General features: G+C 58.2%; 15 protein-coding genes. 5 read left to right on the top strand and 10 right to left on the bottom strand.

Annotated elements, in window-relative coordinates:
• Positions 1-154: 154 nt before the first annotated feature.
• The 4 genes from E8M78_RS15345 to rmuC form a co-directional block, all read right to left on the bottom strand.
• Positions 155-412: a DUF1150 family protein gene (locus tag E8M78_RS15345; RefSeq protein WP_062555210.1), complete on the bottom strand. Its 258-nt coding sequence runs from the start codon at positions 410-412 to the stop codon at positions 155-157.
• Positions 413-455: 43 nt separating this feature from the next.
• On the bottom strand, positions 456-884 hold the full coding sequence (locus tag E8M78_RS15340; protein WP_137135817.1) for an Hsp20 family protein: 429 nt from the start codon (positions 882-884) through the stop codon (positions 456-458).
• 157 nt (positions 885-1,041) lie between these two features.
• Positions 1,042-1,941 carry a ribokinase gene (locus tag E8M78_RS15335; protein ID WP_137135816.1) on the bottom strand — a complete coding sequence of 300 codons (900 nt, stop codon included), beginning with the start codon at positions 1,939-1,941 and terminating at the stop codon, positions 1,042-1,044.
• A gap of 49 nt (positions 1,942-1,990) precedes the next feature.
• Positions 1,991-3,178, bottom strand: coding sequence for a DNA recombination protein RmuC (rmuC, locus tag E8M78_RS15330; protein WP_137135815.1), 1,188 nt, complete (start codon positions 3,176-3,178; stop codon positions 1,991-1,993).
• A 123-nt stretch (positions 3,179-3,301) separates the two neighbouring features.
• Between rmuC and def the strand changes: the two genes are divergently transcribed.
• From def to truA, 3 genes are read left to right on the top strand one after another with little or no spacing between them, the layout of a single operon-like run.
• Complete coding sequence (gene def / locus E8M78_RS15325; RefSeq protein WP_137135814.1) at positions 3,302-3,814, top strand: peptide deformylase; 513 nt, start codon at positions 3,302-3,304, stop codon at positions 3,812-3,814.
• A 50-nt stretch (positions 3,815-3,864) separates the two neighbouring features.
• The gene (gene fmt, locus E8M78_RS15320; RefSeq protein ID WP_137135813.1) at positions 3,865-4,800 is read left to right on the top strand and encodes a methionyl-tRNA formyltransferase; all 936 of its coding nucleotides are present in this window, start codon (positions 3,865-3,867) and stop codon (positions 4,798-4,800) included.
• Complete coding sequence (gene truA / locus E8M78_RS15315) at positions 4,800-5,558, top strand: tRNA pseudouridine(38-40) synthase TruA (RefSeq protein ID WP_137135812.1); 759 nt, start codon at positions 4,800-4,802, stop codon at positions 5,556-5,558. Before fmt ends, truA begins: the two co-directional genes overlap by 1 nt.
• Here truA and E8M78_RS15310 read toward each other — a convergent pair.
• From E8M78_RS15310 to dapD, 4 genes are read right to left on the bottom strand one after another with little or no spacing between them, the layout of a single operon-like run.
• The gene (locus tag E8M78_RS15310) at positions 5,546-6,142 is read right to left on the bottom strand and encodes a hypothetical protein (protein WP_137135811.1); all 597 of its coding nucleotides are present in this window, start codon (positions 6,140-6,142) and stop codon (positions 5,546-5,548) included. The genes truA and E8M78_RS15310 overlap by 13 nt on opposite strands.
• Before the next feature lie 28 nt (positions 6,143-6,170).
• Positions 6,171-6,788, bottom strand: coding sequence for a hypothetical protein (locus tag E8M78_RS15305; protein ID WP_137135810.1), 618 nt, complete (start codon positions 6,786-6,788; stop codon positions 6,171-6,173).
• Positions 6,775-7,968, bottom strand: coding sequence for a succinyl-diaminopimelate desuccinylase (dapE, locus tag E8M78_RS15300; RefSeq protein ID WP_137135809.1), 1,194 nt, complete (start codon positions 7,966-7,968; stop codon positions 6,775-6,777). The genes E8M78_RS15305 and dapE overlap by 14 nt, the downstream gene beginning before the upstream one ends.
• Positions 7,969-7,995: 27 nt before the next feature.
• Positions 7,996-8,865, bottom strand: coding sequence for a 2,3,4,5-tetrahydropyridine-2,6-dicarboxylate N-succinyltransferase (gene dapD, locus E8M78_RS15295; RefSeq protein ID WP_137135808.1), 870 nt, complete (start codon positions 8,863-8,865; stop codon positions 7,996-7,998).
• Between the two features lie 149 nt (positions 8,866-9,014).
• On the opposite strand from dapD, the gene E8M78_RS15290 reads away from it, so the two are divergent.
• Complete coding sequence (locus tag E8M78_RS15290) at positions 9,015-9,893, top strand: LOG family protein (RefSeq protein WP_137135807.1); 879 nt, start codon at positions 9,015-9,017, stop codon at positions 9,891-9,893.
• Positions 9,894-9,975: 82 nt separating this feature from the next.
• On the opposite strand, the gene E8M78_RS15285 is transcribed toward E8M78_RS15290, so the two are convergent.
• Together E8M78_RS15285 and E8M78_RS15280 are read right to left on the bottom strand one after the other, a co-directional pair.
• A complete protein-coding gene (locus E8M78_RS15285; RefSeq protein WP_137135806.1) occupies positions 9,976-10,644 on the bottom strand; it encodes a hypothetical protein in 669 nt (222 codons plus the stop codon).
• A 123-nt stretch (positions 10,645-10,767) separates the two neighbouring features.
• Positions 10,768-11,478 (bottom strand): pyrimidine 5'-nucleotidase, encoded by a 711-nt coding sequence (locus E8M78_RS15280; RefSeq protein WP_137135805.1) that lies wholly within the window; start codon positions 11,476-11,478, stop codon positions 10,768-10,770.
• Positions 11,479-11,577: 99 nt separating this feature from the next.
• Here E8M78_RS15280 and E8M78_RS15275 point away from each other — a divergent pair, with 99 nt between their 5' ends.
• A complete protein-coding gene (locus E8M78_RS15275) occupies positions 11,578-12,480 on the top strand; it encodes a DMT family transporter (protein ID WP_137135804.1) in 903 nt (300 codons plus the stop codon).
• Positions 12,481-12,482: the final 2 nt, after the last annotated feature.

Raw genomic sequence — 12,482 nt, 5'->3', positions numbered from 1 at the left:
AGGGCAGCGCGGTGATAACCGGCGCCCTGTCTGCGATGGAAGCTGAACTTAAAGCATGGTCTACGCAAAAGTCTGCAGCGGTTTTGCGATAACGACATGCGATAGAACAAATACTTAAAGCGTCAGGAGCGAATCGGAAAGATCGCGATACGCTTTAGTGAAGGCTTACCGTTTTCAGGTCGTCTTCGGCTGCCTTGAAAAAGGTGCTGGAACGGTTATCGGTCAGCAGGATCGGTGTGCCATCTGCACCGAAAAGCGCCCACAGGTCGAGACCGGGATCAATTTCCGGAGCCTCCGGAAAGCAACGGCTAACGTCTTCAAGGCGCATCTTACGAATGTAACCCACTTCACCCGCACCAAGATGGGCGAGTTCGTTGAGTGTCAACTGGGCTGAGGTGTTCTTCAGGAGCATGGACGCCTCCGTCATACTGATTCTGGCAAAACTGCCACGAAGATCAGTCTGAGACGGAAATATTAATTTTTCGCACCATACGCTCGGGTTCCGGCCGCACCAGATCAACCGACAAAAGTCCGTTCTTCAGGCCGGCGCCTGCGACCTGCATCCCATCTGCTAGAACAAACATTCGCTGGAACTGGCGTGCGGCGATACCACGATAGAGATATTCTCGCTCGCCCGGATCAGCCTGACGTCCGCGGATGATGAGTTGGTTTTCCTCTACGGTGACGTCAAGATCGTCTTCCGCGAAACCAGCGACAGCCAAAGTGATTCTTAGCTTTTCCGGTTCCCCGCCAGTGCTCGGGCGCAGGCGCTCGATGTTATAGGGAGGATATCCGTCATTGGCCTTGGTCAGGCGTTCGAGTGTTTTCTCCATTGTGTCGAAGCCCAGGAGAAGCGGGCTGGCAAACGGTGTCATCCGGCTCATCAAACAGTCCTTGAAACAAGCGACCTATCACGCACCCTTACGGCATGCGCCTGTGCGACAACATATGGGAACTGGGATCGGCAAGTGCAAGCGCCTCCGTGGGGCCCGCAACGCAGCAGCCTGCCGACCTTGCCTGCTATATCAACCATACCCGGTATTAGAGATGCCCGGCAACGTCGTCTGAAGCGGGAATCGATGGCTGTGCACCGGCTTTCAGGCAGGCAAGAGAACCCGCGACGGCCGCGCGACGAAGGGCAGCGGCAAAATCCAAACCCTGATCAAGGCTTGCAGCAAGATAGCCGCAGAACGTGTCTCCTGCACCAACGGTATCGACGGGTGTAATCTTGAGGCCGGTTGCTCGCAGGATTTGACCCTTATGGATCGCCACCACTCCTTCGGCGCCGAGCGTTACCACAAGCGTCTGGCCGCTTCTTTCTGCCATCTGCTGCATCTCAGATACTCGCTCCTCGGCAGAGAGACCAGACCGACCGACAAGGAGTTCGAATTCGGTTTCGTTCGAAACGACGATATCGGCGAGGCCTGCCAGCCGGATTGCGTCATCCGTCAAAGGGGCCGTGTTGAAGATGGTGGTTGTTCCTTGCGTCTTGGCAAGACGAAACGCGGTTTCCATGGCGTCTGCGGGCACCTCCATCTGCATCATCAGGATGTCCCGTTCCGCCAGCAGGCCAATACTTTTCTCTGCGTCCTGCGCAGAAACTGCGCCATTGGCGCCGGGCACGACCGCAATCATGTTCTCGCCATCGCCGCCCACGAGAATGATGGCCGTTCCGGTTGGATCAGATACCGGGCGCACTGTATCCAGCAGCACTCCTGCTTCCTTCAGCAATGCGAGAGCGGGTTCCGCAAAGCTGTCCTCGCCCACAGCACCTGCCATGCGAACAGTGCTGCCCGCGCGCCGCGCCGCCAGTGCCTGGTTCGCGCCCTTGCCGCCAGCAGCTGTTGCGAAGCTTTGTCCCGCAACGGTTTCGCCCGGTTTCGGCAAGCGGGTGGTAGTGGCGATGAGATCCATGTTGATGGAGCCGAAAACGGTAATCATGATATGAGCCTGTCGTGTCGTATGGTTTTGGAGACACTGCCCGACAGCATCAATCCTCGTCAACCACCCTCAGCTTCAGCATCCCCGTTCTACTCTCGACACTTTTCGGTTCCACCGTCATTGCTTCGGCAAGCGCTGGTTCGCGCGCCAGGTCGAGAGAGGCAATGCGATCTCCGCGGCGGACAAGCTTGTCGGAGGATGTCAGGATCTGCTCCACGTCCTTCTGCGCCGCCGCGAAGTGGGATTGCAGTTTCCGCGTCCGCTCATCCAGACGACCGAGGTCGTCCATCAGGCTTGCGACTTCGCCCTGGATGAGGTGGGCCTGCTCCCGCATGCGCTGATCTTTCAGCACAGCCTGAATGACCTGAATAGACAACATCAACAAAGAGGGAGAGACGATGACGATCCGCGAACGTTGCGCCTTCGCGACGCACGCCTCGAAGTGTTCGTGAATTTCGGCAAAGATCGACTCGGAAGGCACGAAGAGAAAGGCCGTCTCTTGTGTCTCACCCTTGATGAGATATTTATCCGCGATATCGCTGATGTGCTTTTCCAGATCACGCCGGAACTGTTGTGCCGCAAGCTTGCGCAGGTCTGGCTGTGTGGCGTCCCGGAATGCATGCCAGGCTTCCAGCGGAAACTTGGCGTCGATCACCAGCGGCGGAGTGTCGTTTGGCATGTCGATCAGGCAGTCTGGCCGCATTCCATTCGAAAGGGTCGCCTGGAATTGATAGCTGCCCTTTGGCAAGGCATCGGCGACGATGGCTTCCATCCGTCCCTGCCCAAAGGCGCCGCGGGTCTGCTTGTTTGAAAGAATGGCCTGCAGGCCAACAACGTCTTTCGCCAAGGTTTGGATATTGTTCTGCGCTGCGTCGATGACCGCCAGACGTTCCTGTAATTGCCGAAGGTTGTCGTGCGTGGATCTGGTCTGTTCGACAATGCTGCTGCCCAGACGCTGCGCCATGCCATCGAGGCGCTGGTTGACGGCACGGTTGAGCTCCGCCTGCCGCAAGCCGATGGCTTCCGTCATGGCGGAAACACGTCCCTGCATCTCCAACTGCGCCCGCATCAGCTCCGCAAAACGCTGATCCAATGCCTCTTCGCCTCCGGACCGACGGGCTTTTATGAGCCAGAACAGCAGCGCGAATACAGCCACTCCCAGCACGATGAGGAGAGTGCTGTTGCTTTCAGCGAACTGCATGAGACGGTCTGTATTCGAAAGGGCTTGGCTTTGCATCACCCGAAGCTAGCCTAACCGTGTCCAGATAGGAAGATCAAAACAGGAACAAATTGCATTTGCGCCCCTTTTGACGCTTGCAGGGATGTTCCATCTTGCAAAAAGATCGGCTATGGGAGGCGCATGACGATCAAGCCGCTTATCATCCTTCCCGATCCTCTTCTGCGTCAGGTTTCCAAGCCGATCGAGCAGGTGGATTCCGACGTTCTCAAGCTTGCTGATGACATGCTGGAGACCATGTATGACGCGCCGGGCATCGGCCTTGCCGGCATTCAGATTGGCATTGCACGCCGCATTCTCGTGGTCGACGTCTCGCGCGAGGATGAGGAGAAAAAGCCGATCGTCATCATCAATCCCGAGATTGTCAGAAGCTCGGACGAGCGCTCTGTTTACGAAGAAGGTTGCCTTTCGATCCCGGAATATTATGCGGAAGTCGAGCGTCCTGCGGCAGTAACGGTCAAGCATGTCGGTCGGGACGGCAAGGAGCACCTGCTTGAGGCCGATGGCCTGCTGGCGACGTGCCTTCAGCATGAGATCGACCATCTGAATGGTGTGCTCTTCATCGATCATATCTCGCGGTTGAAGCGCGAAATGGTCATCAAGAAATTCACCAAGGCTGCCAAAGCCAAGGTCTGAGCGCGCACGGCGCTGATCTTCAATACGTACCGGTCAGGATGGAGGTCTGAATGGCTCTTCGCATCATCTTCATGGGAACGCCGGATTTTTCCGTGCCGACCTTGAAGGCTCTGGCCAAGGCGGGTCATGAGGTCGTTGCCGTCTACAGCCAGCCGCCGCGTCCGGGTGGCCGGCGCGGCTTGGATCTTCAAAAGTCCCCCGTACATCAGGCTGCGGAGGAACTGGGCATACCGGTCTTCAACCCGGTTAACTTCAAGGATCCTGAAGATCGGCAGACATTCCGGGCCTTGAATGCCGATGTGGCTGTCGTTGTCGCCTACGGGCTTCTGTTGCCGGTCGAGATCCTCGAAGGTACGCGGCTCGGCGCATATAATGGCCACGCGTCGCTTCTCCCGCGCTGGCGTGGTGCAGCGCCGATTCAACGTGCAATCATGGCCGGGGATGCAAAGACGGGCATGATGGTGATGAAAATGGAGAAGGGGCTGGATACAGGCCCTGTCGCACTGACGCGCGAGGTTGCAATTGGCGCGACCATGACGGCAGGAGAATTGCACGATATCCTGATGACGCAGGGCGCAGAGGCCGTGGTGGAAGCCATGGCAAAGCTGGAAGACGGCGATTTGCCGCTGGTCATGCAGGCCGAGGATGGCGTTCTCTACGCCTCCAAGATCGACAAGAGCGAAACCCGCATCGATTTCACCTGCCCCGCAATCGAGGTGCACAACCACATCCGTGGTCTTTCGCCGTTTCCCGGCGCATGGTTCGAGGTTGAACTGGGCGGTAGGCCGGAACGTATCAAGGTTCTGTCGAGTGAAATGGCAGAGGGCGATGGGCAGCCGGGTGAGGTTCTGGATGATCACCTGTCAATTGCCTGTGGCTCTGGCGCGGTCCGGTTGAAGCGACTGCAAAAAGCCGGTGGCAAGCCCCTCGACGCACAGGAATTTCTGCGTGGCACGCCGCTGCCGCCCGGTTTGAGGATTGGTTGATGCCACGCTACAAGATGGTCGTGGAATATGATGGCACGCCCTATGTGGGCTGGCAGCGCCAGGAAAACGGCCATTCCGTTCAGGCTGCAGTCGAAGCCGCCATTCTGTCACTGACATCGGAAACCGTTGTCATCCGCGGGGCGGGCAGAACGGATTCCGGCGTTCATGCGCTGGGCCAGGTCATTCATGTCGATCTTTCGCGCGAATGGGCGCCCTTCAAACTGCGCAATGCGCTGAATGCGCACCTGATGATGGCGAGCGAAAAGGTGTCGATCATCGATGTCGATCAGGTGTCTGATGATTTCGATGCCCGTTTCTCTGCGCTACGCCGCCACTATCTCTACAGAATCATCAGCCGTCGGGCTCCCTTAGCGATCGAAGCGAAGCGCGCGTGGTGGGTTTCCAAAGATCTCGATCACGAAGCCATGCATGCGGCCGCGCAGATGCTCGTCGGTCACCATGATTTTACGACCTTCCGCTCGGCGCACTGTCAGGCGGCAAGTCCGATCAGGACACTCGACAGGCTGGATGTGACGCGGCAGGGAGAGTTGATCGAGATCCGAGCCTCGGCGCAAAGTTTTCTGCACAATCAGATCCGCTCTTTCGCAGGAACGCTGAAGCTGGCGGGTGAGGGCAAGATGAGCCCGCAGGCTGTGCGCGAAGCGCTCGAGGCCAGAAACCGGGCCGCCTGCGGACCGGTTGCTCCGCCGGAAGGTCTTTACTTCATGCAGGTCGATTATCCCGATCAGCCAGGATAGACGCCGAGAAAGCGTTCCAGAACGTCGGACAGCAGTAGCGACGGCACGATCAGCACCATTGTCAGCGTCGCAATCGTCAATCCTTGCGGACCGATGATCATGCGAAAGATGCGCGACAGGCAGACGACCAGCGCGACGATCGCGCCAAGCCAGATGAGTGCGATCAGGCCGGTTAGTCCGGGCATGAGCACCAAAAGAATGCTGAGCAATCCGTAGAGATAGGAAAACGGCACGGAGAGCCAGTTGGCCGTAAAGACGATGGCCGGGAATTGTCGGGCAAGCCCCATTGTCAGCGCCATCAGACCGGCCAGTACAAGCGGCACCAGCCAGTTCGAGGCTTCCAGCAGGGCCATGCGGAAGAAGAATATGCTGCCGAGGCGGAAACCGGGTGGCATGGTTTCCAGAAAGGCAAGCCGCCACCAGATCCAGGAAAAGCCGATTGCCGGAATGCACCAGACGATGGCCCAGAAGGAGCGCATCATCCCGCGATCAGTGAAATCAACAAGGGCGAATCCTGCCCGGTCGCCTTTGACCAGTAGCCAGAGACCGAGCACGTAAAGCTTCACTTCGGAGAAAGAGGGCAAGAATCACGCCTCGCGATGGAACAGGATTTCACGGATAGGGAATATTGAGTCCCAGAGATATTTCAAGTGTGCGGATAGCCCAGAGCGACGCAGCCAGAACGAGAAACAGGAAACCGCCACGCTTCCACACCGGGCCGCCCACAAGCGTCAGAAGAATACGCCAGATGAGATAGAGCGGGATTGCGATTGCTACAATCCAGAATGACATATTCAGCATCCAGGACAGGAGACCCGTTCCACGTGTCAAACGAAGGATCGGCTGAACAAGTCCGGCGATGGCGTAAAGGATGGGGACGCTGCCCCAGTTCGCCATGACCACCATGGGCCTCAGCAACGGACGATAACCAAATGCCAGCCCGAACAGGATGATGCAAATCAGAACGAAAGCCCAGCTTGCCAGTTGCAGTACCAGGGCCTGAAACACAAAGATTATATGTCCGCGTGCAGGATCGGGAATCACCTCGATAAAGGCGGCGCGAAGCAGGATCGCGTTCAGCAGGAGGATAGGCAGGCAGTAGGCGAGGGCCCAGAAGGAGCGTGTCAGACCCTCATCGGATATGTCGAAGAGAGACAGTCCACGGGCATCTCCACGGGCGACCTGCCACAGTCCTCCCCAAAGGAAGCGGACCTCTTCAAGCCGTGGCATTCTCGAACCATTGCTTGATGAAGTGAGCGTAGATACCCGTCAGCTTTTCCAGATCTGCCACGGCCACTCGCTCATCCACCATGTGCATGGTCTGTCCCACGAGACCGAACTCCACCACCGGGCAGTAGTCCTTGATGAACCGTGCGTCCGATGTGCCGCCTGTCGTGGAAAGGGCAGGGTGCCTGCCTGTCTTCGCCTCAATCGCTTTGGAGAGCGAAGAGATCAACGCATCGTCACGGGTCAGGAACACGTGGCTTGGTCGCTCCGACCAGGTGATGTCATAGCGAATGGCGGGACGGCCTGCGCGCAGTTCCTGATCATTGGCAGCTTCGTTCAGCCGCCGGATCAGTTCTGCTTGAATGCTGTCAGCCGTCCATATGTCGTTGAAGCGTACATTGAAGGCAAAGCTCGCCTTGGCGGGAATGACATTCGTGGCCGTATTGCCGGTATCGATGGATGTGACTTCCAGATTGGTCGGCGGGAATTCGGTAGTCCCTGCATCAAGTGGTGGGCTCATCAACGCCTTGGTCATGGCCGTGACAGCGCGGATGGGATTATCCGCGAGATGCGGATAGGCAACATGGCCTTGTACCCCATGCACGGTCACGAAACCTGAGGTCGAACCACGACGGCCGATCTTGATCATGTCGCCCAGTTGGTCCGGATTGGTTGGCTCGCCGACAAGGCAGGCATCCCAGCGCTCACCTTTTGCCGCCGCCCATTCCAGCAGCTTCACGGTGCCGTTGATGGCAGGGCCTTCCTCATCACCGGTGATCAGGAACGAGATGGAGCCCTTCGGCGCACCATGCGCTTCGATGTGGCGAGCAACGGCTGCGATGAAGCAGGCAATGCCGCCCTTCATATCCACTGCGCCACGACCATACATCTCGCCATTGGCAATATCGGCAGAAAAGGGCGGATGCGTCCATGCAGCCTCATCGCCAACGGGCACCACATCCGTATGACCGGCAAACATAAGATGCGGGCCGGATGTTCCCAGCCGCGCATAGAGGTTCTCGATATCCGGCGTACCTGCTTCCGTAGCCGTGACACGATGAACGGCAAAGCCAAGCGGTTCAAGCATTGCTGCAAGCGCAGTCAGCGCACCACCTTCCTTCGGCGTCACCGAAGGGCAGCGGATGAGTGTCTGAAGGTTCTCGATCGGATTGGTAACAGACATGATTGCCGCAATGCTCGCTTCGTCTGGTTAGTCGCGCAGCAGCTCGTTGATGCCCGTCTTGGAGCGGGTCTTCTCATCGACGCGCTTGACGATCACAGCGCAGTAAAGGTGCGGCGCTGGCTGGCCATTGGCCATGGTGGCGTTGCCGGAAGGCATGGAGCCCGCAACCACAACCGAGTAGGGCGGAACTTCGCCATACATGACTTCGCCGGTCGCCCGATCCACGATCTTGGTAGACTTGCCGATATAGACCCCCATGCCGAGCACGGAGCCTTCACGGATAATGCAGCCTTCCACGACTTCGGAACGCGCGCCGATGAAGCAGTTATCTTCAATGATGGTCGGGCCTGCCTGCATCGGCTCCAGAACGCCGCCAATGCCGACGCCGCCGGAGAGATGGACGTGCTTGCCGATCTGGGCGCAGGAGCCGACGGTGGCCCATGTATCGACCATGGTGCCTTCCCCGACATAGGCGCCGAGGTTGACGAAGGAGGGCATCAGAACGACGCTTGGCGCGATATAGGCGGAGCGGCGAACAACAGCATTTGGCACCGCGCGGAAGCCAGCTGAACGGAACTCCGTTTCACCCCAGTTTTCAAACTTGGAAGGAACCTTGTCCCACCAGGTGGAAGCGCCGGGACCACCCTTCACGACTTCCATGTCGTTGAGGCGGAACGACAGAAGCACGGCCTTCTTCAGCCACTGGTGAACAGTCCAGTTGCCGTCTTCGCCGCGGGTCGCAACGCGCAGCTTGCCGCTATCGAGCAGGTTCAGCGCTTCTTCCACGCTCTCGCGTACTTCGCCGCGTGTGTTGATCGAAACGCTGTCGCGTTCATCGAAAGCCTTTTCGATCAGGGCTTCAAGGGAGGCGTAGTCCTGGCTTGCTGTGCTGGTCATCGGAAATCCTGCGGCTGTCGCTCGTAACGTGATGGGGTAGGCTCTCTTGCCGACTGGCAAATTTGTGCCTTTTGCTCTAAGCGAGCGCCATCCGGGCGTCAATGCGAATTGGCGGCCTCCGTGATTCGTATCTCAGGGGATTGTGCGCAATGGCGAAAGCAGGCGATGAGAAGAAGATGCGGCGCAAGGACGGCGTATGGGATCCGTTGAAGGCGAGTTCCGTCGACAAGCTGCGCGCCCGTCAGGTTCCCAAGACGCCGCAGTCTGAATCGCCATCCTATCGCCTTGCCTATGTGGATGAGGATTTCCTCTGCCGTCCGGAGCTGCGCCCCGTCCGGCTGCAGCTCGAACTCCTCAAGCCCGAAATGATGCTGAGCGAAATGGGCATCAAGTCCACGGTCGTGCTGTTCGGCGGTGCCCGCATTCCCGCCCCCGGCGCGGAACCCTGGGCTGCCAAGAACGATGTTCAGCGGGAGAATCTTAAGAAAGCTTCTGTTTTCTATGAGGAGGCTGAGAAGTTCGCGGCACTCTGCGCGCACCATTCGGCACTCTCAAATCATCAGGAATTTGTTGTGGTCACCGGTGGCGGTCCGGGCGTCATGGAAGCGGGTAACAAGGGGGCGGCGGAAGCTGGTGCACCCACCATCGGTTTGAACATTCTTCTGCCGCATGAACAGGCGCCGAACCAGTATGTAACGCCGGAGCTCAGCTTCAACTTCCACTATTTTGCCATTCGCAAGATGCACTTTCTGATGCGTGCACGTGCCGTCGTGGTGTTTCCGGGTGGTTTCGGGACTCTTGATGAGCTGTTCGAGGCGCTGACGCTGATCCAGACACGCCGCATGGAACGCGTTCCGTTGATCCTGTTTGCTCCGGAATTCTGGAACCGCATCATCGATTTCGAAGCGCTTGCCAATTTCGGCACTATCGCTCCGGACGATATGGATCTCATCAATTTCGTGGAGACCGCGGATCAGGCGTGGAAAATCATCGCCGACTTCTACGACTTGAACGGCAACAAAGAGTAGAGGCGGAAAAGGTCCGCTCCCGGCGGCAGGAGCGGACCTCGCAATGCAGCGGCTGGAAAGCGCGCTGCGCTACCGGTTGCGGTTAAAGCGGCTGGCTTGGGATGTCGTCGATCGAAATCACGCCATCCTTGTTGCGGTCCATGCGCTCAAACAGCTTCGTTACGGCATTGGCAGCTTCGTCCTTGCTGACCTGACCATTCTCATCCGCATCAACAAAGCGGATCAACGCAGCGCCCGGCATCATGCCATGGGGCTTGCCATGACCACCCCAGCCGTCGCGGCCATGGCCGCGCTCGCCATCTGCCATTTCATGAGCGCCGCCATGCCGAGGGCCGTGGCCGGGCTTGCCGTCAGGGCCCGGTGGAGGGGCATCGGGACCTTTCGCCTGCTCGTCCGGCTTTGTCTGGCCATTCGCTGCACGTTCTGCCTTGCGTTGCTCCCGGAATTCTTCCATGCGCGCCTTCTGATATTGACGCATTTCGCCGGGTGTCAGATTGCCATCCTTGTTGGCGTCAACGGCATCGAACAGCTTGGTTTCCCAGGCGGCAACTTCTTCCTTGGTAACCTTGCCGTCCTTGTTCGTGTCGGCGTCCTTCAACAGCCGCACGAACACCAATTCCTGCATCATCCCGCCACGGGGGCCATGCCCCTCTCTGTCTGGACGACCGGGCGCGGCGAAGCTTGCAGGCACAAGAGCGCCCACCAGAAATGTTGCGCCAAGTGCGGCGAGTGCAACTCTCTTGAGTGTCATGTGGGTTGCTTCCTTTCCCTTTGTCTTATGACAATGAAGGTAGGAGCAGAGCCGTTCCGACACCACTTAAAGAACCGTAAGGCTGAATGAAACTTTGGTAATCTCGGTTGTGGCGAGATGAGCTCAACCGCGGTTCAGCGTTTGCAGGAATGTCGCAAGATCATCGGTGACATAGTCGATGCTCTCGTCGTCTTCGCGCACTTCTTCCCAGCGCTCGATGACAAATTCTCCCAGATTCCTGGGTGCGAGCAGAACCGTTTTCATGCCGAGCGCCCGCGGCGCGATCAGGTTGCGCGGCAGATCCTCGAACATGGCCGCATGAGCCGTGTCGATCCGTTTCAGCTGGGTAAACTTGTCATAGGTTTCGCCAGCAGGTTTTGGAACGTAATCGGCAGCGACAATGTCGAAAATATCGTCGAAATGATCAAGGATCCCGAGCGCCCGGGCCGCGGCCTCCGCATGCGATACGGTGCCATTGGTGAAGATGAACTTACGGCCTGAGAGTGCCTTGATTGCCTCGCCAAGTTCCGGATGCGGCAGAAGCGCCGAGTAATCGATGGCGTGGGCCTTTTCCAGAAAGGCATTTGGATCGATCTTATGATGGATCATCAAGCCGCGCAGCGTGGTGCCATGCTCGTGGTAATACTGCTTCTGAAGCTTGCGTGCTTCGTCCGGCTCTAGCTGCAGAAGGGTCGCGACGAACTCGGTCATATTGCGATCGATCTGTTCAAACAGATTGAGGTGATGCGGATAGAGCGTGTTGTCGAGGTCGAAGACCCAGTCGCGGACATGCGAGAAATCGGCGGGGTCAGGTGTGTTCGTCATCTTGGCCATGCGCGCTTTATGCCTTGAGCCGAGGAGAATTGAAAGAGGCGAACGCTTGCTGTTGCATGAGGACTTGGCGGGTGCACGAACGCGTGTTAGCGCGTGATCATGGAACTCTGGATCCCCATCACGATTGCGGCTGCATTTCTGCAGAATCTGCGCTCTGCCCTGCAGCGTCATCTGCGTTCTAGCCTCGGCACCCGGGGCGCCAGTTTCGTGCGCTTCGGCTACGGTTTTCCGGTTGCCGTTCTTTACGTCGCGGCCCTCCATTTTGTTGGAGGCTATCACCTGCCGCAGATGAACTGGCCCTTCGTTGGCTGGGCAATTTTCGGTGGACTGGCGCAGATCTACGCGACGATCATGCTGGTCTATCTGTTTTCCTTGCGAAACTTCGCGGTTGGAACTGCCTACTCGAAAACAGAGCCCGTGCAGGCCGCGCTGTTCGGTCTGGTCCTTCTCGGCGAAAGGCTCCAGCCGGGAACCGTCGTTGCCATCATCATCGGCGTTATCGGTGTCATGCTGATCTCGGTTGCCCGCACGCCACTCAACGCGCGCAGTCTATTGGCCGCGCTTTTCAGCCGCACAGCCCTCATCGGCATTGCGTCGGGCGGTGTCTTCGGAATCTCGGCCGTCGCCTATCGGAGCGCGTCTCTGTCCCTGGACGGACCCAATGCCGTAGTGCAGGCAGCCTTCACGCTGGCCTTCGTCACCGGGTTCCAGACGCTCTATATGCTGGTCTGGATGGTGTTTACCGACCGTGCCGAAATCGGCAAGGTCATCCGGTCCTGGCGATCGTCAGCGCTGGTTGGGCTGGCAGGCGTCCTGGGGTCTGCGGGATGGTTTACGGCCATGACGCTGCAGCAGGTGGCCTATGTCAGGGCGCTAGGCCAGATCGAACTCGTTTTTACATTCGCAGCCTCGGTCTTCCTGTTCAAGGAGCGTATCAACCGGCTGGAAGTCTTGGGATGCCTGCTCATTCTGACAGGCATCCTCGGTCTCATTTTCGTTTGAGC

This window comes from Rhizobium sp. FKY42 (assembly GCF_005222835.1).
Classification (GTDB): domain Bacteria; phylum Pseudomonadota; class Alphaproteobacteria; order Rhizobiales; family Rhizobiaceae; genus Neorhizobium.
Note: the sequence above shows the minus strand (reverse complement) of the source record. Positions and strands in the feature narration are given on the sequence as shown.